The following is a 25333-nucleotide window of genomic DNA, read 5'->3' on the forward strand; positions in this document are numbered from 1 at the left end:
GCGAAGGTTCAGAGAGCGGATGGAGGACCTGTCGATGGCGGCAGACCTGTGGCCCGCGCGACTGCGCGAATGACCGGCAGAACCTCGGGTTCCGAGGGAACCAGAACTACCGTCGGGGCGGGAAAATCGGGAGCCGATGCCAGGCTGACGGCAGGCTTCGCCATCGCCCAGTCGCAGGTACCAGATCCGTCGTGGGGATCTCTTTCGACCGGCTCGCCCGTGACCGGATCGACACGGATCTCCAGCGGACCGTCGCCGGTACAGATCACCATGAGCAGGCCGTCAGCCGATTGGACAGGCATGGCCCCACCAGGCAGGAACGACAGCAGGAAAAAGGGCGTGACTATCGCCCAAAGCGCCGCGCGGCGCAGAAACTGTGTCCAAGTATCGGCCATTGCCGACCTTGGTAAGATCAGGACGGATCCAAGGTCAACGGCAACGTGAGACGTGCCCTCAGCAAATCCGAAGCATGGCACTTGCCATGAACCTCAAGCGCAGGGGATCGGATGACTCCTCCGGCAAGCGCGCCACGGAAAACCGACATTCGGTGCCTGCAACGAGGGAAGGTCGCAGCGCGATACATTCTCTGGCAGGAAGGTGCCGAAACCCTCTATGTCAGATTGCATTTGCATCCGCCTTCATGTCTGCTAAAAATGCGATGTTATTACATAACATATGATGAGCTATGCTACCTACTGACAACCGCCTGCCCGTAACCGTTCTGTCCGGCTTTCTCGGTGCGGGAAAGACAACCTTGCTGAACGACGTCCTGAACAACCGTGAGGGCCGCCGCGTGGCCGTCATCGTGAACGATATGTCGGAAGTGAATATCGATGCCGATCTCGTGCGCGATGGCGGTGCAGGTTTGAGCCAAACCGAAGAGAAACTGGTCGAGATGACCAATGGCTGCATCTGCTGCACCTTGCGGGACGACCTGCTTCAGGAGGTAAGGCGTCTGGCAGATGAGGGGCGGTTCGACTACCTGCTGATCGAGTCGACCGGGATATCCGAACCGCTGCCGGTTGCCGCGACCTTCGAGTTCCGTGACGAGGCAGGTGAAAGCCTGTCCGATGTTGCGCGGCTCGACACTATGGTGACGGTCGTGGACACCGTGAACCTCCTGAAAGATTATGGAAGCCACGATTTCCTGAAGGATCGCGGCGAAAGCCTGGGGGACGCCGACGACCGGACATTGGTGGACCTGCTGGTCGACCAGATCGAATTCGCCGACGTGGTGATCCTCAACAAGATCACCGATGCCGGGCCGGAGCGCCTTGACGCAGCGCGGAAGATCGTGACCGCCCTGAATCCGGATGCGCAGATTATCGAGACGGACTACGGTAGCGTTCCCCAGGATCGGATTTTTGACACCGGTCTGTTCGACTTCGATACAGCGCACGAGCATCCATTGTGGGTCAAGGAACTCTACGGTTTCGCCGAACACGTTCCAGAGACCGAGGAATATGGTGTGTCCTCATTCGTCTATCGTGCCAAGCGTCCGTTCCATCCCCAGCGTGTGCATGAAATTCTGAATGGGCCGCTACCTGGCGTGATACGGGCAAAAGGGCATTTCTGGATCGCGACCCGACCGGACTGGCTGGCAGAATATTCCCTGGCCGGGGCGATCGGGTCGATCCGGCCGATGGGGATCTGGTGGGCTGCGGTCCCGACGGAACGCTGGCCAAGCCATCCTCAGGCGATCGACTACCTTAAGCGTCACTGGTTGGAACCATACGGCGACAGGAGACAGGAACTGGTCTTCATTGGCGCCGGCATGGACAAGGCGGCGATCACGCGGGCGCTGGACGAGGCGCTTGTGGGCTCTGATACCGAATTTTCTCCGGCGGACTGGAGCGATCTTCCAGATCCTTTCCCCGGTTGGCGGCGGGCGCCGGAGGCAGCCTGATGCAGCTGCAGTTTGCCGAAGAAACGGTCGCGCAGCAGATTGTTACCGGGGCAGGGCCGGACACGTTGCACGCCATTCATTCCACCGGATGCGGTGCGGCAATCTGGCAGAGGAAGCTGGAGCCGGGTTTCCGGGCCTGGATCGAGGCATTGCCGGGGCCGCTGCTGCCGGAACTGCGTATGACCGTCGATTCATTGCGCGTGGGAGAAGCCGTCGACTGTGCGTGCGACAGCTTCGGAGTTCCGGAGGGGGCAGAGCGGGCGGCACTGCAAGAGGATGTGACCATGCTCGCATCGCTCTTTTCGCAGCTAATGGACTCACCGACGATACGGCTTCGGCTGAATGCCGTATCGGACAATGCATGCCGCCGGTTCCATATGGACAATGTGCCTGCACGGTTGCTCTGCACCTACCGGGGTCGGGGGACAGAGTTCGCTGCGCCGCGCATAGGGAGTGAACCGCAACTTTTGACCGACATGACGACTGGTGACGTTGCAATAGTCCGCGGACGCATGTGGCCAGGATCGTCCGAACCGGGCCTGCTCCATCGGTCGCCGCCGATCGAGGGCAGCGGCGAGACACGGCTCTTACTGGTCATTGATCCTGTAGGTGCTTTGAACTGATGTCGTGTCTGCGAAGAGCGCATAACACAGCGACGACGCTTCGGCGCCGGAAGCGGTCGGTTGACCCGATGGCCGCTTATGACCGTCTGCCGATGGACCTGCGCCGCTGGCTGTCGGACGCAATTCTTCCCTGGTCGGCAGCCTCCACCCTACAGCTCTGGGACAAGGCGCTCCGCCTCAGCGATGGTGACGTGGATGTTGCGGCGGAAAGGATGTCACGTCTCGAACGTCGGCAGATTGCGCGGGATGCGATACGTATCTGGGGTGGAGACCATCCTGCTACGGAAGCCGACTAGGCTTATCCGAGCAAGGCGTGCTGCTATTGCATGCATATCGCGTCAACGCCAACAACCCGATCTGTGTCGATCAGCGCCTTCCGTGGAGATGGTATTCTCGAAGAATTTCTGAGCTTGCTTAATGCCCGGAAGAACTGCAACTGGCGCAGATGCCGACAGCCTCGATACTCTCCCTTTCAATGCGAAAACCTCCCGCGCGAGCGGCGGCCCGCACCGCTCTGTGCGGAGATGTGATGCGCGCTTCCTGGACAGAACCACAATTCCGGCAGATCAGGAATGAGGGGGAGTGGGGCTGATGCGGATTGGCGCAGGCCACATATGCCGCCAGCCGATCGACCTTATGTACGAAACCGTTGCTCTCCAGGAAATCCAGTGCGCGGTAGGCGACCGGCGGCTGCGATCCAAATCCTTCGTCATTCAGTTGGCTGAGGATCGCATATGCGCCCAAGGGCAGTTCGGCTTCGAGCAGGATTTCAAGGACTCTCCGACGCGTGTCGGTGAATTGAAGCCGGTTGTCTCGACAGTATTCTTGGGCCGCCAGAATGGCAGCGGATACGTACTCGCTTCGTTGGTCTCCGTTGGAGAGGCGTGCTGTCATTTGCCAGTCGCTGGTGGTATTGATATGTAATAACATAACATATATAGCGACCCGCAACGCCGTTCAACCAAAAGGAAGTAAAGATGAATAAGATAGCGATACCCGCGGCCATGACCGCAGTGACGCTTGCGTCGGCGGCGGGTGCGGAAGTTCCCTCCGTTGCCGCTGACATTCCTCCGGTTCACTCGCTTGTAGCCATCGTAATGGAAGGGCTGGGGACGCCGGATTTGATCGTTCAGCCCGGTGCCTCACCTCATGGCTATTCTCTGCGCCCGTCGGAGGCCGAGTCGCTCCAAGAGGCTGGCGCCGTGTTCTGGGTGGGTGAGGAACTGGAGCCCTGGCTGGTCGATCCGCTGTCCACGCTGGCCACAGGTGCGAAGTCGGTCGAGTTGCTCGAAACCGAAGGCACGACCGAACTGGAATTCCGCGAGGGCGCGACGTTCGAGGCACATGATCACGACCATGGCGACCACGATGGCCACAATGGCCATGATGAGGAATCCGAGGGTGACGACCACGATCACGACCATGGCGAGGCGGCCGAGGGCGAGGATCACGACGAGCATGACGGTGAGGAGCACGAGGGCGAGGAGCATGCAGAAGACCATGACCATGACGAGCATGAACATCATCACCACGGCCACGACCCGCATGCCTGGCTGGATCCGGAAAACGCGCGCGTCTGGTTGAGCGTGATCGCAGAGGAACTCTCCACGCTCGATCCGGAGAACGCCGAAACCTACCGCGCGAATGCCGAAGCGGGCAGGGCGGAGATCTCAGAGCTCATTGAAGAGATCGGCGCGGATCTGGAGGCTGTGCGCGGTGCGAATTTCGTGGTCTTCCACGACGCCTATCAGTATTTCGAGAACCGGTTCGATTTCCCTGCCGCGGGCGCGATTTCGCTTGGCGATGCATCTGATCCTAGCCCGGCCCGGATCGAGGAGATCCAGCATAAGGTCGACGAACTGCAAATCAGCTGCGCCTTCGCAGAGCCGCAGTTTAATCCTGGGCTGTTGAAGACTGTGTTTCAGGATGTGGATGCAAAAACCGGCATTCTTGACCCTCTCGGGGCTGATCTGACCCCCGGGCCGGATCTGTATCCTCAATTGCTCGACCAGCTTGCGGACAGCCTGACCGATTGCCTGTCCTGATGCGATCGGCGGTGTGCGGGGCCTCTTCCCCGCACACCGCCAATCTTTTGGCACAGTTGTTACGATGAGAGTGGATACCTTTTTCAATAGTGTCGCATCAGGGCCATTGCCTGCCCTTGGTCCTGATCTTGAAACTGTCCGGAGCCTCTTACACGTGATACGCGAAATGGCTTTGTGCGTTCATTGGACGGAAAGCAGGACATGCGCGGACGATGGCCGGACCGAGACTGTTCCATTGCGAGCCGATGGTGGTGGGAATAGTGGTTGCCGTATGACCAGCCCGGCGCTTCCAGCTTGTTTGATAGCCGTCGCCTCTGCGGTTGTGCCATTCGGCGCATCAGCCCACCCGCATATCTTCATCGACACGGCATTTCGCTTCGTTTTTGACGAGGCGGGCTTGCTGACGGCGGTCGCGATCGATTGGACTTATGACGATTTCTATTCATTGCTGATGATCGAGGAAAACGAACTCGACAGCGACGGGGACGGTACGCCCGAGCAGGACCGGCTCGATGCCTTCGCCGGGCATGACGTCGACTGGGAGGCAGGCTATCCCGGAGATTTCACGGTCGAGTGGAAAGGCGAAGCGGTGCCGCTTTCCGGACCAATCGAGCACGAAGCGCATTACGACAACGGACGCATAACGACTTCGCACACACGAATGTTGAGCCCCGCGTTTGATCCAAAGGCGGATTCTGTCGTCGCGCGTTCCTACGATCCGACCTACTTCGTTGCCTATGAGGTTCCCACGGAACCCGGCATCGTGGGGCGGGACGACTGCCGGATCGTGCGCGATGCTGCTGACAAAGCAAAAGCCCAACAGGAATACGGCGATCAGCTCGCCGCTATAGATGTGACCGGCGATCCATTCGAAGTCGTCGAGGTGCCGGACATAGGCGTTCTGTTCGCGGATGCTTTTACACTGTTATGCAACGCTGGTTCCTGATCCTTCCCGTTCTATCCGTGGGCCTGATTGCCTGGATGCTTAATGCGGGCCTGTATACTGATCTGGTCATGTGGGCGAGTGCCTGGCAACGGGATTTCCAGAACGGGCTGGCTGCCGCATTGCGGTCGCTTCGGGCGAAGGAACCCGGAGCACTCGCCTGGATGATGGCACTGTGCTTCGCTTACGGTTTCGCGCATGCGGTCGGGCCAGGCCACGGCAAGGTGCTGATCGGCGGCTACGGCGTCGGGCGGCGGGTGAATGTAATGAAGCTTTCGGGCATCGCGCTGCTATCATCATTGGGGCAGGCCGTGACGGCGGTGGTGCTGGTCTACGGTGCGCTTCTGGTCCTTGGCTGGGATCGATTGCAGATGACCGACGCCGCGGAGAACATGTTGTCACCGGCGAGCCTTGTCGCCATTGGTGCCGTCGGCGTATGGCTGGCGGGGCGCGGTGCATTGAAGCTGAGGCGCAAGCGTCAGCAGGTCGAACTCGACTGCGGTCATCACCACGGACACGGGAATGACCATCATCACGACTCCGGCGATGGCCACTGCCAAGCCTGCGGTCATCGCCATGGCCCAACCCTGGACGAGGTCGAGTCGGCTGCCGGCCTTCGCGACTCCCTCGTGCTGATCGGCAGCATCGCCATACGGCCCTGTACCGGGGCCCTGTTTCTGCTTCTGCTGACCTGGCATATGGGAATCCCTCTGGCCGGCGTCGCCGGCGCATTTGCCATGGCCGCCGGAACTGCGGCCGTCACTGTTAGCATTGCCGTGGCAAGCACGCTGACCCGAGAGAGTACTCTGTTATCCTTTGGTGACGCCGAATGGGCTCGCGCACTCATGCCCTGGTTCGAAGTCGGCGCAGGAACGTTAATTGCGATCACGTCGGTTTCCATGCTCTGACCTTGCGACCCTTCCCCGGTTCCGACTGTGCGCGGAACGGTGGCCAAATGCTATTCGACATACCCCTGGTTTCGGTCACCCCAAGTTTGACGGTCCGCTGTTGTGCGGGCCTGCAGGGACTGTTCGGGACCGATCCGAAAGCGGCACACAGATACCTATGACCAGATCTCCCGTTTCTGTTGACTATCGGCCCTCAGGTAACTAGCCGATATGTAATAACGTAACATGGAGATTCGCGGTGCTGCGATCCATCACACTTGCCGTTCTGACGGCCTTTATACTGCCCCTGGCGCAGCCGACCGAGGCGCGAGAGGGCAGTCTGACCATCGCCTACCTCAGCGGTCCTACGGCCGAGGTCCCCGACCCGCGCATCCGCTATAACGGATGGCTGTCGAACCAGGCCGGTGTTACCGAGACCCTGATGGGTCTGACGGTCGAGATGGATCTTTATCCGCGGCTCGCCAAGAGCATCGAGCAGGTCGACGATACGACTTGGCGCATCATATTGCGCGAGGGTCTGACCTTTCACGACGGCACGCCCGTGACCGCCCAGGCGGTTATCGACAGCATCGCGCCAATCCTTGACGATACTTCCGAATTCCATAACCCGCGCAACGCGGGCCTGCTGGGGATCGCAGAAATGGAGGCCGACGGGGATGGCGCCGTGATCTTCATCACGAAAGAGCCCAACGCGGCCTTCCCCTGGATCCTGACCGAGCCCGGCGTCGTTGTTATGGGCGCTCCGTCTGAGGCCTATCCGATCAACGCCACCGGTCCTTTCATTTTCAAGGAGGCGGTACCCGACCAGCTTTACCGCGTCGAGGCCAATCCGGCCTATCGCGACGGCGCGCCGGGCATTGCCGAGGTGAGGGCCCTGACGGTCACCGACCCGGCAGCGGCAGCGCTGGCATTCGAAGCCGGCGACGTCGACCTGGTCATCAATTATCCCGAGACGGATTTCGAGCGGATCACGGCGGGTGGCGCACAGGGTCTGACCGCGCCTACGGTGCAGCTTTACTGGCTCGATATCGACGCCACGAACGGTCCGCTTGCGGATGCGCGCATTCGCCGGGCGGTGTCGCTGGCCATCGACCGGCAAGGCATTGTCGATGCGGCCCTGTCCGGCGTGGGCGGCGTCCCGGCGGGAACGATATATCCCTCGCTCATGCCCTGGGCGGCCGATATCGCTCCGACTTATGACCCCGCGGCCGCAGAAGCACTGCTGGCCGAGGCAGGAGCGGTGAAAGACGGCGGGCAGTGGATGCTCAACGGCGAGCCGCTGGCGATCGACATAGTGACCTATTCCTCGCGTGCCGCGCTGCCACCGACTGCGGAACTGATCCAAGCCTACCTGTCCGCCATCGGGATACAATCACGGGTGTCCATCGGCGAATGGGGTGCGAACAACGAAGCCATAGCTTCGGGCGCGGCGGACATGCACCTGCAGGCTTGGGGCGTCGCTCCTTCGGGCGATCCGGCTTACTTCCCCGGCGCGGTGCTTCACAGCGAAGCGGACAGCAATATCGGTGGCTATTCGAACCCCGAACTCGACGCGCTTCTGGCACAGGGGCGGCAGGCCTTCGACACTGCCGAGCGTAAGGCGATCTATGAGAAGGTGCAGGCGATCATCGCAGAAGACGTGCCGCTTATCCCGGTGTTCCACGCCTCTCAGGTAAGCGTGGCGCGGGATGGGCTGGAAGGTTTCGAGGTTCACCCCGCAATCACCTACTGGATGACGCCCGAGGTCCGGTGGGCAAACTGACGTGACGATTCATGTCGACGGTCTGTCCGCGGTGCGGGCAGGCCGAACCATTCTGCATCCGACAAATCTTTCCCTGCCGCAAGGCAGCCGTATCGGGCTCGTCGGCCCAAGCGGCTCGGGCAAGTCGACGCTGTGCTATGCGCTGATCGACCGCCTTCAGGCCGAGGGCATTGCCGTTGCGCATGTGCCGCAAAGCCCGGATGAGGCGCTCGATCCGCTGCGCACCTTGGCGTTCCACTGGCGGCAGGCGGAACGCGCGTTGGGCATCGCGCCCGACCCTGCCCGGAAGGGCGACCTGTTCCGGGCGCTCCGGCTGCAGGGGCAATCCCTGAATGTCCGCCCATGGGCCTGGAGCCGGGGGATGCAGCAGCGTTTCGTAATCGCAGTTGCTTTGCTTGCGCAGCCAGCGCTTCTGATACTCGACGAGCCGACATCGGCGCTCGACCCGGTGATCGCGGCCGCAACCCTGAGCCTCGTGGAGCATCACATTGCCGAGACCGGGACCACGCTTTTGATTGTGACACACGACCTCGGCCTCGCCGCCGCGCGGGCGGCCCATCTGATGGTTATGCACGAGGGCCGTGTGGTCGAGCAGGCGGCGACAGCAGACCTTCTTGCGCGACCTGTCAGTTCGCCAGCGCAATCACTGGTCGCGCATCGTAACTGGGCGGTATTGCCATGCTGACGGTCGAGCGGCTGACGGTGCGGCGCGGCGGGCGTGAGGTCCTGCGCGACGTTTCCCTGTCGCTTGCGCCGGGCAAGACCTTGGCAGTTCTGGGGGAAAGCGGTGCCGGCAAGTCTACGCTGATCGCCTCTGTTCTGGGCCTCATCAATCCGGAACACGGCATGGTTTCCTGGGATGGACGACCCATCGCACGCGGCGCTGTGGCTCTTGTGATGCAGGAGCCGCGGGCGGCATTCAATTCCCGGCTTACCCTAAGGCGGTCCGTCTGCGAACCACTACGGGCCCGTGGTTTGCCAGAGGATCAGGACCGCTTTTTCCGGTTGTGCCGGGGGCTTGAACTCGAACCGGACCTCCTTGCTCGAAGGCCCAATCAGATATCCATCGGACAAGCGCAGCGAGCCGGAGTGCTTCGGGCCCTGATCGCTGCGCCGCCGTTGATCCTTTTCGACGAACCGCTCTCTGCACTTGACGCCGCCACCCAGAAACACACCGCCCGGCTGATTAGCGCGATTCAGCGCGAGGAAGGGTTCGCGGCTTTGATCGTCACACATGACCTCGGTTATGCCGCCGCCCATGCCGAGAACATCGCCGTTCTGCGGGAAGGTCGCATCGAGGAAGCCGCGGACGCTGATGTCTTCTTCCGCAACCCGCAAAGCAGTTATGGACAGAGCCTGGTGAATGCGGCCGTCGCGCTGGGTGCCTTGGAGCACCGCGCCGCATGAACGGCGCCGCGGAATTGCTGCTGCGCTCGGTCGTGGTGCTTTCGGGCACCGCGATACTGACCTTCATCCTGCTATGGCATGCGCCCGGCGACCCGGCGCTGACCATTGCGGTGGCACGTTACGATTCGGTTGTATCTGCTGATGTGGTAGACCGAATCCGGACTGAGTCCGGCCTGGATGCCGGGTTCTGGACGGCGTTCAGCCATTGGATCACACCCCTGCTTTCGGGAGATCTTGGCAATTCTTCGGTGTCCGGACGGCCGATCTGGCCCGAGTTGCGCACGGCAATCCTGCTCACTCTGCCGCTGGCTCTTATGGGACTACTCATCGGCCTTGCGTTGTCGATCCCGCTGGCAATCCTCGCCGTACGCCATCCGGGCGGCTGGATCGACCGCGGCGCGGTGGCTCTGGCTTCGCTAGGTGCCGCCATGCCAGCCTATTGGCTTGCGCTTCTTCTGATCCTGGCCTTCGCAGTCAAGCTCCTGTGGTTTCCCGCCATGGGAACGGGATCCGCGGCGCATCTGGTCCTGCCGGGCCTGACGCTGGGACTGGGCGTTGCCGCTTCCCTGACCCGCATTCTACGGTCCGCGTTGCTTGAAGCCAAAGGCGCGCCGTTCCTACCTGCACTTGCCCGCCGCGGTGTCGGACCCCGCGAGCGCGCGTTTTCTCACGTCGCACCCCATGCCGCGATCCCGGTTCTGACGGTCGCCGGTCTGGAACTGGCCTTCCTGCTGGAAGGCGCTGTGATGGTCGAGGTCATCTTCGCGCGCCCGGGTCTTGGCGGTTTCCTGATACACGCGATCCAGGCGCGGGATTTTCCCAAGGTTCAGGCCGTGGTGATGCTGACCGCGATCCTGTTCGTCACGGTCAACCTGCTGACCGATCTGCTCTACCGCCTCGTGGATCCGAGGATCGGAACCCGTGATGCGTGAGTTGTTGCCCGTCTTGATCGTGGTGGGGATCCTTGCTGCGCTGGCCGTATTCGGGCCATTCATTGCTCCGAACCCGCCCAACGCGATCGACATACCCAATCGCCTCGCGCCGCCGGGTGGAGAGTATCTGTTGGGCACGGATGCGATGGGGCGTTGCATCCTGTCGCGGCTGCTTCACGGCGCGCGCTGGTCTTTGGGGCTGGCTTTTCTGGTCTCGACCATCGGGCTGATCGCGGGCAGCGTTCTTGGCCTTGTCGCGGCGATGGGCGGCCGGACCGTCGATTGGGCTGTAATGCGAGTGACCGATATCTTCCTGGCCTTCCCCGACTTGGTGGCCGCGGTCGTCGTGGCTGGCGTGCTGGGTGCGGGCACCAGTAGCCTAATATTCGCGCTGACCGTTACCGGCTGGATGCGATACGCCAGGGTCGCCCGCGGGATCGGACTTGGTCTGGCCACGCGCGGGCATGTCGTGCAAGCGCAACTGGCCGGGTTGTCTGGCCCGGCGATCGCGCGATGGCATTACGTTCCGGCGCTGGTACCCTCTCTCACCGTGGTGTGGACCGGGATGCTGGCGCGCGCCATCCTCGGCATTTCGGCGCTCGGCTTCCTGGGATTTGGGGTGCAGCCGCCCACGCCGGAATGGGGCACTATGCTGCTGGATGCGAGGGTTCACATACGGTCCACTCCGCTTCAGATGATCTGGCCCGGTATGGCCGTTGTCTTTTGCGTCCTTGCCATCAACATTACTGGCGATGTCTTGCGGGACGCGCTCACCGACAGGGATGCACCCGCTTGACGGATGTCACGATCGATACCGACCGGCCCTTTCGCGGCATCCTGCTGCGGTTGCTCTCCGGATTTCTGTTTGCCGCGATGGTCGTCATGGTGAAAGCGACGAGCGAAGAAGTCCCGCTGGGCGAGATCGTCTTTTTCCGGTCTGCATTCGCACTGATTCCGCTGATCGCGTTTCTTTGGATAAGGGGTGAGTTTCCGTCCGGATTGCGCACGAAAAGGCCCTGGGGGCATGTCCTGCGCTCCGGTTTCGGGGCAGCCGCGATGTTCACGTCCTTTGCCGCGATCGCGCGGCTTCCGGTGGCGGAGGCGACGCTGATCGGCTACCTCTCGCCGGTTCTGACCGCCATTGCGGGCGTGATCCTGTTGGGTGAGCGGATGACGATTTTTCGCATCGGCGGCGTGGTGCTGGGGCTTGCGGGAGTGGCCGTCCTGGTCTGGCCCGAACTTGGCGGCGGTGTGGCTGATGACGGACGTCTCGCCGGATTGGTGCTTGGCGTGATCACCGCGATCCTGACCGCACTTGCGCTGGCGATGACGCGAAGCCTGGCGAGAAACGAAAGTCCTGGCGCCATCGCCTTCTATTTCGCGCTCGCTTCGGCAGCGGCGGGGCTTGCGACTTTGCCAGGCGGCTGGGTCATGCCCTTGGCGCAGGGTTTCTGGTTCCTGGTGCTCGCGGGCATCTTCGGCGGCTTCGCCCATATCGCGATGACCGTGGCCTTCCGCTATGCCGAAGCCTCCCGGCTTGCGCCGTTCGAATACGTCGCGCTGATCTGGGCGGTGTTGGCAGATCTGCTGATCTTCGGCCTGCCGCTGGCGCCGGCCTTCTTCTTTGCCTTGCCATTGGTGTTGGGCGGTGCAGCTTTCGCCGCGCTGGAGCGCAGTCGCCGGAAAGCAGTGGCGGCTTGAAGATCACTGTTGCTTTGTCGGCTGCCAGCCTCGTCGAACGTGGATGGCTGCCTATGCCTGCTTCAAAGTCGGCCCGCCGAATGCAGAGTTGAGATTGCCGCCGAACCGAACGGCAGGCGCCAAATCTGTTCTTGCTCGGTATGGGCCCGGCACAAATGCATGCTGGACCGAGAGCTGGTTTGCCGCAGTCATTAGGCAAAGCCAGTTTGACCTGCGAAAAAGATGCGGGAAATTCACCAACAGTTTCAAGCTTCTTGCCTATGCCGCGAGGCTGTTCCGATAGTCACGAAACGTGGACACCTTGGTCTCCTTGACTTGCCTGCATGCATGTGTCAACTAAATCTAAGAAATAGATGTAATATCTACTGAGTAGAGATGCCAGCAGAATCAGAACGTTATGTAGAGTCCGTGCTCGCTGCCCTCCGGCTTTTGGAGTGCTTTGAGACGGATGAGGGGCTGCGGGCGGTGGACCTTCGGGAGCGCACGGGTCTGCAGTACAGCCGGATCATGCGGCTGGCGGGAACGCTGGCATCACGGGGTTTTCTTTACATTGACGCGGATACCGGCCGGTACTTCCTCGGGCCAGGCCTTTTCCGTATCGGCCAACTTCTCAAACCCCGATATGACGATCTGGCGTCTTCGGTTCGGCCCATACTGAGCACTCTTGTGGCCGAAACCGGGAAGACGGCGATGTTCTCGGTTACCGACGGCATTTCACGACTGGTTCTTTGCAAGCGCGAGCCCAGTTCGGCTCTGCGTTATACTGTCAGCGAGGGGCAATCGCGCCCGATTGAGTCCGGTGCATCGGGGCGAGTCATTCTTGCATTTGGCGGCGATGCGTTGCGGGCCCAGGTGCTTGCCGCAATGGACGAGTCCGAGCGTCCTGATTTCGAGGCGAGGCTCACCAAAGTACGCGCGTGCGGTTACGACGTGAGCGTCTCGGAATTGACACAAGATGCCTTTGCCGTCGCTTGTCCGGCGCTGACCGCCGAAGGCGACCTGATCGGCGCCCTCACGCTCGCCGGCCCGAGCAGCAGCCTGAGCGAAGAGATGCAGGCACAGTACGTTGCGCTTTTGCAGCAGCAGGCGACCCTGATCACCCGGCCGTCCGCCAGCGCAAAGGCAAGCTGACTGATGCATTCAAACACCGAAGGAAGACACATGACCGAGTTGATGGAACGTGACCGCGTACACGCCGAGTACGAGCAATACGACAAGCAGGGCCGTATATGGGGCGAAGTCCCAATCGAGCGCATCCGAACCCTCGCCTTTCCAAGGGTGTCCGAGGAGGTCCGTCGGGCCTTTCTCGAATTGACCGATCTGACGACCAGTGTGGCCGACAGCCTGGACGCCCATGGCATTTGTGGCGCCATCGCACAGTCGCATTTACCGAACCTTATTCCGGGAAAGCGCATTGCCGGCACGGCCGTAACGCTGCGCAATGTCCCGGAGCGCAAAACCCCAACTCAGGGCGGGCTCGACAAGGATCCGATCAAGATGTCGAGCCGCGAGTGCCATTACATCGCCGAGCCGGGTGATGTTCTTTGCGTCGACTTCGGCGGCAACGTGGAAGCATCGAACATGGGTGGCCAGTCCTGTCTGGTGGCCAAGATGCAGGGGCTTTCCGGAGCAGTTGTGGACGGTGCGGTCCGCGACTTAAACACGATCCGCGAATTGGATTTCCCGATCTGGTGCCGAGGCGGCACGCCAAAAACCGGCAAATACCGGATGGAGGCGATCGAGGTGAACGGTCCGGTCACTATCCACGATATTCTTGTCGAACCCGGCGATTTCATCGTTGCCGACGACTCCGGCATCTGCGCGATCCCGCCGCAACTGGTCGAGACGATCCTGGCGGAGTGCCAGAAGACCGAGGCTTCCGAGGCGCGTTCGCGCGAGATGATCCGCAACAAGAGCCCGCTCAGCGAACTGAAACCACTGTTCCGCGCTCGCTACAACGAAACCTGAACCTAATAGGATCGCCGGTGGTCCCTTTAAAGGGTCGTGCCGGCGGTCCTTGCAGACATGATCAGCAATGGGAGGACCAGATGATCAAACTTACTCGCAGGACCCTTGGCCTTATGCTCGGGGCTACAATCGCGGCCGCCGGCGCGGGAAGTGCGCTTGCCGACAGCTGCGGGCTGAACAGGCCGATCAAGGTGGTCGTGGGCTATGGCGCCGGCGGCGGAACCGACAGCTATGCGCGGATCCTTGCCTCGACGATCCCCGAATTCCTCGATGAGAACCCGATGGTTATCATCAACCGGCCGGGTGGTGCGCAGGTGCCGGCGATGAAGTTCGTCAAGGCGGCCAGCCCCGACGGCACGACGTTGCAGGTCGTGGCCATGGGCGGCGGTCTGATGGCGACCATGCTGCGCGATCAGGGGATATCCTGGTTCGACGATTTCACGCCTATCGCCCAGTTCGGCGTGACGAACCAGGCACTGGTGGTGAGGGCGGACAGCGGAATCGAGACGGCGCAAGACCTGATCGACTTCATCAGGTCGAAGGCGGAAGGCGGCGACAAAGTACGCTGGTCGCATCCCGGGCGTGGATCTGTCAGCCATGTGGGCGTCACGGCATTCCTTGAAAAGAACGGGCTGCTGGACATGAGCCAGGACGTACCGTTCGACGGCGGCGCGGGAACCCGCAACGCTCTTCTATCGGGAGACGTCGACTTTTCCGCAAGTGGTGCGCATACCCTTCCGGCATTTTCCGAAGAGCTGCATGCTGTTGGTGTACTGTCGGAAGAGCGTGATCCGATCGTGGATGACATTCCGACGCTGGCGGAGCAGGGACTGGACTTCGTTCCGACATCGTCGCCCATCATCCTGGCCGCTCCGGCCGGCGCGGATCAGGCTTTTGTCGACTGCATGTCGGCGGCGGTCGAGGCTGCCACGCATCACGACGCGTTCACGGCGCTGACCAAGAAGGCGCAACAGGCTGTTGTCTACCGGAATGCGGCGGACACGAAGGCATATCTGGAGGCGCTTGCCGATGCCTGGGCGCCAACCGTGGCCGAGGTGCGTGCGGACCTTTCGGAGTAAATGGATTTGATTGCCGGCGACAAGAACGAAGAGCAGAGTCCCGATCCGATCCGCCAATGCGCGGTTGCGGTTCTGGTTTTGCTGATCTGCGGGGTCTTCGCGACCCAGGTCGGGAAGATCTATGTCGAGCCCACTGATGCGGGGATCGGTGCACGCGGATTACCTGTCTTTGTGCTTATCGCCGGCGGTCTGCTGTCCGTTATTCTGCTGGTCCTGAACCTGCCGGACGCCATAGTTATGGTGCGAAAACTGGCATCCAGACTGGCATGGCAACCGCTGACTCGGCTCGTTGCCCTGGCCCTCGTGGCCTTCGGCTATATTTGGGCGATCCGGCTGTTCCAGTATGCCATTCCAACCGCCGTTGCCATGAGCGCAATGCTGTACCTGTTCGGTGGCCGGGGCTGGGTGCGGCTGGCGGTGATCCCGGTCGTATCGGTCGCGGTTTACTGGTTCGTTTTCTTCGTGCTGCTCGGCATGTTCGAGGAGCCCGGCCAGATCCTGCAGTACGACTCCTACTCGCTTGCGCTCCGCATCCGGCAGTCCATCGGGCTGCAATAGATGGGCCGCTGCCCTCCACTCAATTCGGGAAATCTCGGTAATGGGTATCGTCGACGGCTTCGTCGCTCTCTTCTCGTCCTGGCAGGCCGTGGCCTTCACGATCATCGGAACGCTTGTCGGCCTGATCGGCGGAGCCATTCCAGGCCTGTCCTCAGGCGCCATGATCTCTCTATTGATCCCGGTGACTTTCTACATGGGACCGCTGCCGGCGCTGGCGATGATCTATGCGGTCGGCAAGTCGTCGGATTTCGGCGGCTCGATTCCCGCGATCCTGTTCAACACGCCGGGAACGCCGCAGGCCTCCGCCACCCAGGTCGAGGGCTATCCGCTGACACGGCAGGGCAGGCAGGGCAAAGCGTTGCGGATGGCGGTCGTCGCATCGGCGCAGGGCGATTTCTTTTCGGAGCTGCTGCTGATCTTCGGGGCGGCGTTTCTGGCCGTCTATGCCTCCAAGCTCGGGCCGCCGGAATTCGTGGCGATCTATTGCTGCGCCTTCATCATCATCGGCGGGCTGCTGGGGAAATCGGTGCTGACGGGCTTGCTGAGTGTGATCCTTGGCCTGTTGTTGTCGCTGGTCGGATCTGACCCGATCACCGCTGGCGAACGTTTCACTTTCGGCTCGTTCCACCTTTATGACGGGTTTGGACTTGTCCCCGTGCTGCTGGGCGTCTTCGTCTTGTCGGAAGTCTTCGAGAAGGTCGGCAACGCCGTGGTCGAAAATGCCCGTGACGCCATTGCGGGGACGCCGCGATGCCCGGATGACAGCCGGCTGACCTGGGCCGAATACAAGCGAGTCTTACCCACGATTTGCCGGTCTCAGGTCATCGGATCCGGCGTTGGCATCCTGCCCGGGCTGGGATCTGTCGTGGCAAGCTTTGTGGCCTATTCCGAAGCCAAACGCCGGTCGAAGACGCCGGAAACCTGGGGGAAGGGCGAGATCGAGGGCATCGCTGCGGCAGAAGCGGCCAACAACGCGACCTCTGGGTCGAACCTGATCCCGCTGCTGACTTTGGGCATTCCCGGCAGCACCGCGGCGGCGCTGCTTTCCGGCGTCATGCTGATCCACGGTGTCGAGATCGGACCGCGTGTTTTCGAGACCTCTCACGACCTGATTTACGGCGTCTTCGCGGCGGGGCTGCTGTGCATCGTTACCTATTTCGTGGTCGGCTACTGGGGGGCGGCCCATCTCGGCCGCCTGATCGCGAAGATCCCAGCGCAGGTCGTTTATCCGATCATCTTCCTGACCTGTTACATCGCCGTATATTCGACTGAGCAGGAAATCTTCGATATGGTGCTGATGACGGTCTTCGGTCTGCTCGGGTTCCTGATGAAGCGCATCGGGATGAGTCCGCCCGCCTTCATCATCGCGTTCATTCTCGGCCCAGGTTTGGAACGCGCCCTGAGGCAGACTTTCCTTCTCGATGATAGCGGTATCCTCTACTTCCTGGAACGCCCGATTGCGCTGTTCTTCTTCGCGCTCGGGATCGCAGCCCTGTTGCTTCGTGTGCGGAAGGAGCGGTGGAAGGTATCTGCCTGAGGACGAAAAATCCTCATCGAACCAAGTTGGCAGTACAGTTTCTTTCGAACGGTAAACCGGTGTGCGTGTGGGTTTGGAAATAGTCGGAAGAGATTGCCGAAAAATCCGCCGCAGGTGAAACTTTGGCCGACGGGAGGATGGCTCGGCCAGACGGTATTGGTAGTAAATCTGCGACCTGCAGTACCTGTGCCATATTCGCTGCCGAAGTTCTGTGCCGCGGAAGACCAATTACTTCTTTCGGCGCAAGTGTATGTTTGAACGGATTACCGGCGCTGATAGCGAGTTGGTGCGAAGTGAGCATCCGAGACATGACTTCGTTTTATGTGGTGAAACCAAAGGGTGACCGCTTCAGGGCGGTGCCGGGACTGGATTGGCCGAAATGGGCAAATTTTCCTGCCTGACACCGCGAAGCAGGAAGATCCCGACTGCGATATTCGCAGCGGAGATCATCATGTGGATACCGATGCCCAACGGTTCAGCGGTGTACGGGCCCGCAGTGCCCGATGTCAGGTAGATGTAGTCGGCCAGTGTGTGGAGGAAGATCAGGGGCAACAGGCTGGCCGTCCTGAGGAAGAGGGCGCCATAGAGGACTGCGAAACCGAAGGTTGCGCCGAACTTGTCGATCCATTCCAGCATCGAGAATGACTCGAAGAAGGCTTTGGTCAGGTGGCCGGCGCTGAAGATCGCGGCTGCAATCAGGACCGCACCCCATTTGCCGTATTTCATCAGGACCGGGACCGCGATACCGCGGGCGAACCCTTCTTCGCTGATCCCGGTGGCCAGTACGGCAAGGAAATAGAAGAACTGCCAGCCTGCGGGGATATCAACCGTGCCGTAGAGCAGTGCGGGAAGGAACAGCACGAGGGCGGGGTAGATCAGCAGGTGGACGTTGCGCACCGGCCCCGAGAAGCCACCTTTCTGCCACCAGCCCATTGCCCAGATGAACCACAGGATGAAGGCCGATTGCGCCGCCGGGATGATAAGGCGGAGCGGCGTCAGCTCGATGCCGAGTATCTTGGTGGCCACCACGAAAGGAACCGCGAGTACCGGCTGCAAAATTGCGAGCAGGATCACGAACAGTAGCGGACGGGTTTCGGCGAAGACGCGAAGGGCTTGCATGGCTGGCCCCGGAGTTGGCTGGTAATATAGAAACGATGCGTTTCGAAATGGTTCTTGTCAAGACGAGGGCGGGCAGGTGAAATGCGGCGGGGGCTGGACTGTGAGCGGAGCCGGATGAGCGACGAACGACCGAAGCGCGGACGCCCGCGGAGCCGCGCCTCGCGGGACGCAATACTTGGCACCGTGCGGCGACGCCTTCTGGCGGACGGGTATCAGCGGCTGACGATGGAGGCCGTGGCAGAGGAAGCCGGTGTCAGCAAAGCCACAATCTATCGTTGGTGGACGACGAAGGGCGAACTGGTGTTAGAGGCGGCGGAGGCGGAGATCTCCATCGGCCCAGTGCCGGAAACGGGCGATCCCCGCAGTGATGTCGAAGCGACTATCGACCAGGTAATCGATACATTCTCACGCCCGCTCGCCTCGATCGTCATCTTCGCGGCCATAACAACGGGCGGAGACGACCCGGTCATGGCGCGGAGTTTCCGCGACAGGTACGTTCACCCCTGGCGCGCCTCGGGCGCGGCGGCCCTGGGCCGGGCACTGCCGGACGGCGGAGAGAGCGGTGTGCAGTTTCTGTTGGACGTTATCTTCGGTACAGTATTCCAGCGGCTTCTTGTTTTGAGGGAACCGAACACTCATGGACTAACAGAGCGGCTCCTTGCCGTTGTTTTGCCCGCAGTTGATGCGTCCCATTGATTCAATGGTCAGATGGGCGGAGGTTTTGTTTTTGCTGTGCATGTCAATTAGATCCGCCTAAGAGAGCGCAGCAGCCTGCTGAATGCCGTCATGCTTCAATCGGGTTGTTCCGGTATTCGCGATCGGATCACGCGCCGAAAACTCGGATCTAGCACCAGTTCTGATTGACACACCTTGGTGCCATTCCCGACAGCAAGGCCGACCGCATTTTCTAGGCCGCGTTCCAAGGAAATAGTGTACAGGGACCGAAGGCGGCGGAAACAGAGAGGATCCAGATGCGGGCGATCAAAGTTCTTTTAATTGTAGTCGTTTTCGCGGCGACCGGCATTTTACTGATGCGTTTATTGTTTCCACTACCGGAACTGCCGATGGAAACCGCCTCCGTCGCCATACCCGCGACCGAAGAAACCATGTTGGGCGCGTCGATCCTGCCGCTGGATGCGGAGCACCCGGATCAGAGCGGGGTCTATCCGCTGTTCGACGGCCGCGATGCGCTGGCGGCGCGCATCCTGCTGGCTGATGCTGCCGAAAACTCCATCGATGTGCAGTATTACATCTGGCAGATGGACACGAGCAGCTGGCTGCTTCTGGATGCCCTGAAGCGGGCCGCCGACCGGGGCGTCCGCGTCCGCATGCTGCTGGACGACAATGGTGTTCCGGGCCTCGACAACGTGCTTTCCGCGCTCAATGCCGAGGAGAACATCGAGGTCCGCCTGTTCAACCCGTTCACGCTGCGCTCGCCCAAGCTTGCCTCTTACCTCTTCGATTTCCCGCGTCTGAACCGTCGGATGCATAACAAGTCGATGACGGCGGACGGTGCTGCGACGATCATTGGCGGCCGGAATATTGGCGATATCTATTTCTCCTATGGCGAGGGCACCGCGTATTTCGATCTCGATACCCTCGCGATCGGCGACGCCGCCGGGGATGTCGCGGAGAATTTCGACGATTACTGGACCAGCGGTTCAAGCTATCCAGCCGAATTGGTGCTGGCGGAAACTGACGGTGGGCTGCAGGAAATGGCCGATGCCGTCGCGGTCGCACGTGCGAGCGCCACGGGGTCGGATTACCTGGAAGCGGTGAAGAATTCGCAAGCGATCCAGCAACTTGCCAATGGCGAACTGGATTTCGAATGGACCGATGTGACGCTCTACACTGACGACCCAGCGAAGGGATTGGCAAAGACGACGGATCAGGAATTGATGATCTATCGCCTGTTCTCCAATCTGGAACCGCCGGAGTCGAAGCTGAGCCTCGTTTCCGCCTATCTCATTCCCGGGGAGCGGGGCACAGAGCTGATCAGCGGATTCGCACAGAACGGCGTCGAGGTGCGGCTGCTGACGAACTCGCTGGATGCGACGGACGTCTCCCCGGTTCACAGCGCGTGGATGGGCTATCGCGAAGATCTTCTGGAGGACGGGGTCGAAGTGCTGGAATTGCGCGCAAGCCCGGATCAGCAGCCCGATAGCTCGCTGGCTCAGATGCTGCACGGGTCGCTGTCCAGCCTGCATGCCAAGACATTCGCCATCGACGACCAGCGGATCTTCATCGGCTCGTTCAACTTTGATCCGCGGTCCGCGCGGCTGAACACTGAGATGGGGTTCCTGATCGAAAGCCCGGATCTGGCGCAACGGCTGGCCGAGGTGCTGCACCGGGACGGGCTTTTCTACGAGGTGAAGCTGACCGGGGACGGATCGCTGGAATGGACCGAGACCGAGGAGTCGGGCGAGATCACCACCTACGACCACGAGCCCAACACCACTGCGTTCAAGCGTGGGGTGGTCAAGTTCATGAGCTGGCTGCCCATCGAGTGGATGCTATAGGGCGCAATCGGAGTGGCTCGGACGGATTGGTGCCCGAAGTTGAAATACGGGCTTACCAATCAACTCTGGACATGCTGGGTCGTTACAACGATGCTCTAACTTACTGAGACAGTTCGCGACTTCGCTGCGGCGGCTGTTCGCGTGGTTGTGTGTGTATTTTTCAATTCTGGAGGACGCTCGATGATCAAGTTCCTCATCTCCACCGCGGCATACTTGCTGGCCAATGGCGCGGGTCTCCTGGTCGCCACGCTGATACTTCCCGGCTTTCACATCGACTTTTTGGCCTTCGTGGTGGCCGTCCTGATCTTCTCGGCCTTCCAGACCTTTGCCGGGCCGCTCGTTACCAAGCTGTCGCTGAAGCAGATGCCGCAACTGGTCGGGGGCATCGCCCTTGTAACCATCTTCTTTGGCCTGCTGGTGACCAACATGCTGATGCCGAAAATGGAGATTGGCGGCATTGCCAACCTGCTGGCGGCGACGCTGCTGGTCTGGCTGGGCGCCATCATCGCCACGATCCTGATTCCGATCTACGTGTTCAAGGAGCTTCGGGAGAACAAGAAGGAACGCGAGGAGGAGATTGAGCAGGATGCGCAGCGCGCGGTTGCGGCGGCCGAGCAGGCCGCGGCGGCTGCGGAAAGCGCGGCCCGGTCGGCCGCCGCCGCGAATCCGCCGCCACCCGGTCCGGACGCAGCACCGCTGGCCCAGCCCTCGCCAGCGCCTGCGACACCGAGCGCGGCAGAGAAACCCAAGCCTCAGTGACCGACGCTTGCTCGGATCATGGCTGACAGCGGGAGGTTCCAAAATGCCCTTCAAACGAATTGGCGCGGCGGCGCTTGCGGCTGCCTGTCTCGCGCTTACCGCGACGGCGCAGGAATTCGATCCGAGCCTCGGAATCGAGGCGCTGGCAGTCACCGAGGGCGGCCGGATCCTGGTCCGCAACGGTGAGAATGCGTTCGGCTGCGCGCTGACCGCCACCGATGCCAGCGCCGAGCTGTCTGATTGTCAGCTGCGCGAGGCGACCGGCGATGACGCCGAGGCGCTGCTGGCGAAGCTGTCGGAGTCGGACTGGCGGGAAATGGTGCGCCTGACGCTGTTGCGCGCGGACTGCAAGATCTCGGTCTTTGCGGGGCTGGAGGACGTGCTGGCGCAGGCGGCCGAAGAACACGGCGCCTCGCCCGATGTCGTGGAGCGGATGCGGGCAAGTCTGGCGGACAAAGCGGCACAGGCTGTGGCCCAGATGATGCGCAGCGGAATGTTGTCGGTCCGCGATGGCGAGTATGTGCTCGATAATTGCCCGTAAGTCGCTAATCCTGCATTTGCGTGGTCTGAACGGTCCGGCGGTGCGCCGCGGGCCTGAACCGGTCAGCCGGTAGGAACCGGCGCCGCCGGGCGCACGCAGGGCGAGGCAAGGGAAATCGATGGACACGAAGGCAGCCGCCGCAGTCCCCGGGCCGGACTGGTTCAAGATTATCGTGGCGCTGCCGATGCTGATCGCATTGCTTTGGTTCGGGCAGGGCTTTCTAAAGCCTCTGGCGATCACGGCGCTGATCTACATCCTTGCCATGGCGTTCGTGGACAGGCTATGCCGGGTGCCGATTGCCGGCAGGACGCTGCCCGTCTGGCTGGCCAGCATCGCCGCCGTGCTCATCGCCATCGCCTGCCTCTGGTTCTTCGGCCTCGTATTCGCGAATTCCAGCGACGAGATCGCCGAGGCGCTGCCCCGCTACGCAGAGCGTTTGCAGGTCATTGCCCTGGAGCTGGAGGCGGTCTTCGGAGCCGAGGCGATAGATCCGATCCGGCAGACCGTGGCGGGGCTGGATATCGGTTCTTTCCTGGCAATTCTGCTGAATGAACTATCCGGCAATGTCACGACCATTGCACTGATCGCACTGTACCTTGGGTTCCTGATCTCGGAACGGTCGACCTGGACCCGAAAGCTGCCACGCCTGTCCTCGACCGAGCAGGGCGCGGTAGAGCTGAACCGCCTGTTCTCGCGGATCTCGACGGGCGTGAAACAGTATATGTGGGTCAATGCCGTCACCAGCGCGATGAGCGGCGCGGTCGCCTATCTGGTCTTCGTCTCGATCGGGCTGGATTTCGCGGAGCTTCTGGCGGTGATCGTGTTCATCGTCGGATTCATTCCGAATATCGGCGCGTTTATCGGGGTGTTCCTGCCGTCGATGGTGGCGCTCTTGCAGTTCGACAGCTACGTGCCGTTCCTGATCGTGTTCATCGTCTATGGCGGGTCCGACCAGTTCATCGCCAATGTGATCATGCCGATGATGCAGGGCAAATCGCTGAACATGAGCACTTTCATGGTCATGGTCGCGCTGGCGTTCTGGGCGCTGATGTGGGGCGGACTGGGCGCGTTTCTAGCGATGCCGCTGACAGTGATGACCATGGTGATCTGCGCCGAGATGCCATCGATGCGCTGGGTGGCGGTCCTTTTGTCCAGCGACGGTATACTTGACGGATCCGAGCGCTCGGACTGACGATTCAAGGATAGCCGAATGCCTAGGTGGGAAGGCAACCGAGGGTTCTGCGTTCATTTGGAACGGCATTGCTTCGGTGCGGGGAAACTGTGTCATTGCCCCTATTTCGGGGCCACTTAATTTGACCTTCTCCCCGATTTCCGGACCATTGCGAACTGGAATTTTCCACCTTTGAATAGGCGAAGGATGAAGACCCATGAAGCGGAAGCGTTTCACGGAAGAAAAGATCATCGGCGTACTGAAGGAAAGTGAGGCGTGTGCCGGGACGGACGACATCTGTCGGCGTTATGGCATCAGCGCGGCGACATTCGATACGTGGCGGAAGAAATATGGCGGCATGGATGCGTCCGAAGCCACGCGGCTGCACGAGCTTGAGATCGAGAACGCTAAGCTCAAGCGGATCGTCGCGGACCAGGTGCTGGACATGTCGTCGATGGAGGAACTGCTTGCAAAAAACTGGTCACACCCATGGCCAAGCGCTAAGCTGTGGGGATTCTGATTGGCGAGATGGATCTGAGCGAACGTAGGGCCTGTCGAATCGTTGGGTTGTCTCGGTCGGTGCAGCAATACCGCCCCATACCGAAGGACGATGTGGCGGCCATCAAGCGCATGAAGAAACTGGCGTCCGATAGCCGGCGCTATGGCAAGCCGCGCCTGCATGCCATGCTGCAGAGGGAAGGTCTGGTCGTGAACCACAAGCGGAGCTATCGGCTCTACACCGAGCAGGGCCTGCAGGTCCGGACCAAGAGGCGACGGAAGCTGCCGAGGCGTGACCGTATCGCCCCTCAGGTGCTTGGGAGTGCTATGCAGCGATTGTCAATGGACTTCGTCGGCGACCAACTGACGGATTGTCGGCGCTTCCGCGTGCTCAACATCGCCGATGATCAGAGCCGGTTCTGCCCCAGCCAGATTGTCGACTTGTCGAACCCGGGCGCCAGGGTGGCAAGTGCCTTCGGCAACTTGGCGTCGCGGTTAGGGCTTCCCGGGGAGATCATCCTGGACAACGGACCGGGAGGCACCAGCAAGGCCATGTTCGACTGGTCCGTGCGGTCCGCGGTGTGCGCCTTCGGTTCATCGAGCCCGGCAAGCCCGTGCAAAACGCCTTCGTGGGGAGTTTCAACGGCAGATTCGGCGACGAATGCCTGAATCTGCACTGGTTCCACTCGCTACGACACGCCAGCGAGGAGATCGGCCGGTGGCGCCACGACTACAACATAGAGCGCCCGCATTCGGCGCTCGGATATCTCTCACCCACGGAGTTCCTGACGAAAACCACCGCGCAAAAACTTGAGACTCTTGCGGTCTCGACGCTGTCGCTCAACACTCAAACCGAACCGGAAGATTCTGGATCACCCCGACCCTTGTCGCGGGGGAAGGTCAGTCATTCGAGCCTCGCAAAAAGCTGTGACAACGACAAAATAAGCCTAGCCAGACAGCTCAAGCACAACGCTGAATGCTTGGCAGCAATGCTGCCAAAGTCTGCTGTGAAAGTGCTTGATCTCGACAAGGACAAGCTCGCTGAACTTTCTGACATTGCCGACCCAGACGCAGAAACTCGTTTCATGGCGGTGTTTAAGATTGTTTCGTTTGAAGACGGAAATGAGAAAAGCCAAGCCGAGCCATACACCGAAATTCGAGCGGCAATATCTGAACTCCGACTTGCCTTAGACTAGCTCGAAGCAGGTCTTGACCCTGAGGCGGTAGAACCAAAAAGCATAAAATAAAAAAGGCTATCGGCGATTTACGCCCCTTTTTCAGAAATCCAGTGGTGAAACTATAACATGGATATGATGCGAATGGCGGCTATGGCAAAAACTGGTTGACCCGTTTGCTA

At 61.0% G+C, this 25333-nt stretch carries 25 protein-coding genes and 1 pseudogene; 23 read left to right on the top strand and 3 right to left on the bottom strand.

The window, feature by feature from the left end:
• Positions 1-8 precede the first annotated feature (8 nt).
• Positions 9-395, bottom strand: a complete 387-nt coding sequence (locus HCO70_RS07315) for a hypothetical protein (RefSeq protein WP_172294477.1) — start codon at positions 393-395, stop codon at positions 9-11.
• 290 nt (positions 396-685) lie between these two features.
• Between HCO70_RS07315 and zigA the strand changes: the two genes are divergently transcribed.
• The 3 genes from zigA (at position 686) to HCO70_RS07330 (ending at position 2825) form a co-directional block, all read left to right on the top strand.
• Positions 686-1906, top strand: a complete 1221-nt coding sequence (gene zigA / locus HCO70_RS07320; RefSeq protein WP_172294479.1) for a zinc metallochaperone GTPase ZigA — start codon at positions 686-688, stop codon at positions 1904-1906.
• Positions 1906-2529, top strand: coding sequence for a DUF1826 domain-containing protein (locus tag HCO70_RS07325; RefSeq protein ID WP_172294481.1), 624 nt, complete (start codon positions 1906-1908; stop codon positions 2527-2529). Before zigA ends, HCO70_RS07325 begins: the two co-directional genes overlap by 1 nt.
• 68 nt (positions 2530-2597) lie before the next feature.
• Positions 2598-2825 carry a DUF6525 family protein gene (locus HCO70_RS07330; protein ID WP_253913129.1) on the top strand — a complete coding sequence of 76 codons (228 nt, stop codon included), beginning with the start codon at positions 2598-2600 and terminating at the stop codon, positions 2823-2825.
• 118 nt (positions 2826-2943) lie between these two features.
• Here the strand turns inward: HCO70_RS07330 and HCO70_RS07335 are convergent, their stop codons facing one another.
• Positions 2944-3459: a Fur family transcriptional regulator gene (locus HCO70_RS07335; RefSeq protein WP_253913130.1), complete on the bottom strand. Its 516-nt coding sequence runs from the start codon at positions 3457-3459 to the stop codon at positions 2944-2946.
• 47 nt (positions 3460-3506) lie between these two features.
• Here HCO70_RS07335 and HCO70_RS07340 point away from each other — a divergent pair, with 47 nt between their 5' ends.
• The 14 genes from HCO70_RS07340 to HCO70_RS07405 all read left to right on the top strand — a co-directional run bounded on the left by HCO70_RS07340 (position 3507) and on the right by HCO70_RS07405 (position 17369).
• Positions 3507-4574 (top strand): zinc ABC transporter substrate-binding protein, encoded by a 1068-nt coding sequence (locus HCO70_RS07340; RefSeq protein ID WP_172294487.1) that lies wholly within the window; start codon positions 3507-3509, stop codon positions 4572-4574.
• A gap of 271 nt (positions 4575-4845) precedes the next feature.
• Entirely contained in the window at positions 4846-5520 is a 675-nt protein-coding gene (locus HCO70_RS07345; protein WP_172294489.1) for a DUF1007 family protein, read from the top strand.
• On the top strand, positions 5502-6425 hold the full coding sequence (locus HCO70_RS07350) for a nickel/cobalt transporter (RefSeq protein ID WP_172294491.1): 924 nt from the start codon (positions 5502-5504) through the stop codon (positions 6423-6425). Before HCO70_RS07345 ends, HCO70_RS07350 begins: the two co-directional genes overlap by 19 nt.
• Positions 6426-6663: 238 nt before the next feature.
• On the top strand, positions 6664-8187 hold the full coding sequence (locus HCO70_RS07355) for an ABC transporter substrate-binding protein (RefSeq protein WP_172294493.1): 1524 nt from the start codon (positions 6664-6666) through the stop codon (positions 8185-8187).
• 1 nt (position 8188) lies between these two features.
• Complete coding sequence (locus HCO70_RS07360) at positions 8189-8872, top strand: ATP-binding cassette domain-containing protein (protein WP_172294495.1); 684 nt, start codon at positions 8189-8191, stop codon at positions 8870-8872.
• Positions 8866-9594 carry an ABC transporter ATP-binding protein gene (locus HCO70_RS07365; protein ID WP_172294497.1) on the top strand — a complete coding sequence of 243 codons (729 nt, stop codon included), beginning with the start codon at positions 8866-8868 and terminating at the stop codon, positions 9592-9594. Before HCO70_RS07360 ends, HCO70_RS07365 begins: the two co-directional genes overlap by 7 nt.
• Positions 9591-10526, top strand: a complete 936-nt coding sequence (locus tag HCO70_RS07370; protein ID WP_172294499.1) for an ABC transporter permease — start codon at positions 9591-9593, stop codon at positions 10524-10526. The genes HCO70_RS07365 and HCO70_RS07370 overlap by 4 nt, the downstream gene beginning before the upstream one ends.
• Positions 10519-11322 (top strand): ABC transporter permease, encoded by an 804-nt coding sequence (locus tag HCO70_RS07375; RefSeq protein ID WP_172294501.1) that lies wholly within the window; start codon positions 10519-10521, stop codon positions 11320-11322. The genes HCO70_RS07370 and HCO70_RS07375 overlap by 8 nt, the downstream gene beginning before the upstream one ends.
• Entirely contained in the window at positions 11319-12227 is a 909-nt protein-coding gene (locus HCO70_RS07380) for a DMT family transporter (RefSeq protein WP_253913131.1), read from the top strand. The genes HCO70_RS07375 and HCO70_RS07380 overlap by 4 nt, the downstream gene beginning before the upstream one ends.
• A 408-nt stretch (positions 12228-12635) precedes the next feature.
• Positions 12636-13358 (top strand): IclR family transcriptional regulator, encoded by a 723-nt coding sequence (locus HCO70_RS07385; RefSeq protein WP_172294503.1) that lies wholly within the window; start codon positions 12636-12638, stop codon positions 13356-13358.
• Between the two features lie 30 nt (positions 13359-13388).
• A complete protein-coding gene (locus tag HCO70_RS07390) occupies positions 13389-14195 on the top strand; it encodes an RraA family protein (RefSeq protein ID WP_172294505.1) in 807 nt (268 codons plus the stop codon).
• Positions 14196-14275: 80 nt separating this feature from the next.
• Positions 14276-15274: a tripartite tricarboxylate transporter substrate binding protein gene (locus HCO70_RS07395; RefSeq protein ID WP_172294507.1), complete on the top strand. Its 999-nt coding sequence runs from the start codon at positions 14276-14278 to the stop codon at positions 15272-15274.
• Positions 15275-15832: a tripartite tricarboxylate transporter TctB family protein gene (locus HCO70_RS07400; protein WP_172294509.1), complete on the top strand. Its 558-nt coding sequence runs from the start codon at positions 15275-15277 to the stop codon at positions 15830-15832.
• 40 nt (positions 15833-15872) lie between these two features.
• A complete protein-coding gene (locus HCO70_RS07405; protein ID WP_172294511.1) occupies positions 15873-17369 on the top strand; it encodes a tripartite tricarboxylate transporter permease in 1497 nt (498 codons plus the stop codon).
• Positions 17370-17717: 348 nt separating this feature from the next.
• On the opposite strand, the gene HCO70_RS07410 is transcribed toward HCO70_RS07405, so the two are convergent.
• Positions 17718-18488, bottom strand: coding sequence for a CPBP family intramembrane glutamic endopeptidase (locus tag HCO70_RS07410; RefSeq protein ID WP_172294513.1), 771 nt, complete (start codon positions 18486-18488; stop codon positions 17718-17720).
• A gap of 114 nt (positions 18489-18602) precedes the next feature.
• Between HCO70_RS07410 and HCO70_RS07415 the strand changes: the two genes are divergently transcribed.
• The 6 genes and pseudogenes from HCO70_RS07415 to HCO70_RS07440 all read left to right on the top strand — a co-directional run.
• Complete coding sequence (locus HCO70_RS07415) at positions 18603-19184, top strand: TetR/AcrR family transcriptional regulator (RefSeq protein WP_172294515.1); 582 nt, start codon at positions 18603-18605, stop codon at positions 19182-19184.
• Between the two features lie 335 nt (positions 19185-19519).
• Positions 19520-21007 carry a phospholipase D family protein gene (locus HCO70_RS07420; RefSeq protein ID WP_253913133.1) on the top strand — a complete coding sequence of 496 codons (1488 nt, stop codon included), beginning with the start codon at positions 19520-19522 and terminating at the stop codon, positions 21005-21007.
• A gap of 180 nt (positions 21008-21187) precedes the next feature.
• Complete coding sequence (locus tag HCO70_RS07425) at positions 21188-21766, top strand: phage holin family protein (protein WP_172294519.1); 579 nt, start codon at positions 21188-21190, stop codon at positions 21764-21766.
• A 43-nt stretch (positions 21767-21809) separates the two neighbouring features.
• Entirely contained in the window at positions 21810-22307 is a 498-nt protein-coding gene (locus tag HCO70_RS07430; RefSeq protein ID WP_172294521.1) for a hypothetical protein, read from the top strand.
• 118 nt (positions 22308-22425) lie between these two features.
• Positions 22426-23499, top strand: coding sequence for an AI-2E family transporter (locus HCO70_RS07435; protein WP_172294523.1), 1074 nt, complete (start codon positions 22426-22428; stop codon positions 23497-23499).
• Between the two features lie 196 nt (positions 23500-23695).
• Positions 23696-24761, top strand: a pseudogene (locus tag HCO70_RS07440) (IS3 family transposase); the annotation flags it as partial.
• Positions 24762-25333 lie beyond the last annotated feature (572 nt).

It is taken from the genome of Pseudoruegeria sp. HB172150 (assembly GCF_013184805.1).
Taxonomy (GTDB): domain Bacteria; phylum Pseudomonadota; class Alphaproteobacteria; order Rhodobacterales; family Rhodobacteraceae; genus Psychromarinibacter.

Bases quoted from the DNA above. Each gene is read 5' to 3' on its own strand.
- HCO70_RS07315 (WP_172294477.1), bottom strand. From the start codon at position 395: ATGGCCGATACTTGGACACAGTTTCTGCGCCGCGCGGCGCTTTGGGCG.
- zigA (WP_172294479.1), top strand. From the start codon at position 686: ATGCTACCTACTGACAACCGCCTGCCCGTAACCGTTCTGTCCGGCTTT.
- HCO70_RS07325 (WP_172294481.1), top strand. From the start codon at position 1,906: ATGCAGCTGCAGTTTGCCGAAGAAACGGTCGCGCAGCAGATTGTTACC.
- HCO70_RS07330 (WP_253913129.1), top strand. From the start codon at position 2,598: ATGGCCGCTTATGACCGTCTGCCGATGGACCTGCGCCGCTGGCTGTCG.
- HCO70_RS07335 (WP_253913130.1), bottom strand. From the start codon at position 3,459: ATGTTATTACATATCAATACCACCAGCGACTGGCAAATGACAGCACGC.
- HCO70_RS07340 (WP_172294487.1), top strand. From the start codon at position 3,507: ATGAATAAGATAGCGATACCCGCGGCCATGACCGCAGTGACGCTTGCG.
- HCO70_RS07345 (WP_172294489.1), top strand. From the start codon at position 4,846: ATGACCAGCCCGGCGCTTCCAGCTTGTTTGATAGCCGTCGCCTCTGCG.
- HCO70_RS07350 (WP_172294491.1), top strand. From the start codon at position 5,502: ATGCAACGCTGGTTCCTGATCCTTCCCGTTCTATCCGTGGGCCTGATT.
- HCO70_RS07365 (WP_172294497.1), top strand. From the start codon at position 8,866: ATGCTGACGGTCGAGCGGCTGACGGTGCGGCGCGGCGGGCGTGAGGTC.
- HCO70_RS07370 (WP_172294499.1), top strand. From the start codon at position 9,591: ATGAACGGCGCCGCGGAATTGCTGCTGCGCTCGGTCGTGGTGCTTTCG.
- HCO70_RS07375 (WP_172294501.1), top strand. From the start codon at position 10,519: ATGCGTGAGTTGTTGCCCGTCTTGATCGTGGTGGGGATCCTTGCTGCG.
- HCO70_RS07390 (WP_172294505.1), top strand. From the start codon at position 13,389: ATGACCGAGTTGATGGAACGTGACCGCGTACACGCCGAGTACGAGCAA.
- HCO70_RS07395 (WP_172294507.1), top strand. From the start codon at position 14,276: ATGATCAAACTTACTCGCAGGACCCTTGGCCTTATGCTCGGGGCTACA.
- HCO70_RS07400 (WP_172294509.1), top strand. From the start codon at position 15,275: ATGGATTTGATTGCCGGCGACAAGAACGAAGAGCAGAGTCCCGATCCG.
- HCO70_RS07405 (WP_172294511.1), top strand. From the start codon at position 15,873: ATGGGTATCGTCGACGGCTTCGTCGCTCTCTTCTCGTCCTGGCAGGCC.
- HCO70_RS07410 (WP_172294513.1), bottom strand. From the start codon at position 18,488: ATGCAAGCCCTTCGCGTCTTCGCCGAAACCCGTCCGCTACTGTTCGTG.
- HCO70_RS07415 (WP_172294515.1), top strand. From the start codon at position 18,603: ATGAGCGACGAACGACCGAAGCGCGGACGCCCGCGGAGCCGCGCCTCG.
- HCO70_RS07420 (WP_253913133.1), top strand. From the start codon at position 19,520: ATGCGTTTATTGTTTCCACTACCGGAACTGCCGATGGAAACCGCCTCC.
- HCO70_RS07425 (WP_172294519.1), top strand. From the start codon at position 21,188: ATGATCAAGTTCCTCATCTCCACCGCGGCATACTTGCTGGCCAATGGC.
- HCO70_RS07430 (WP_172294521.1), top strand. From the start codon at position 21,810: ATGCCCTTCAAACGAATTGGCGCGGCGGCGCTTGCGGCTGCCTGTCTC.
- HCO70_RS07435 (WP_172294523.1), top strand. From the start codon at position 22,426: ATGGACACGAAGGCAGCCGCCGCAGTCCCCGGGCCGGACTGGTTCAAG.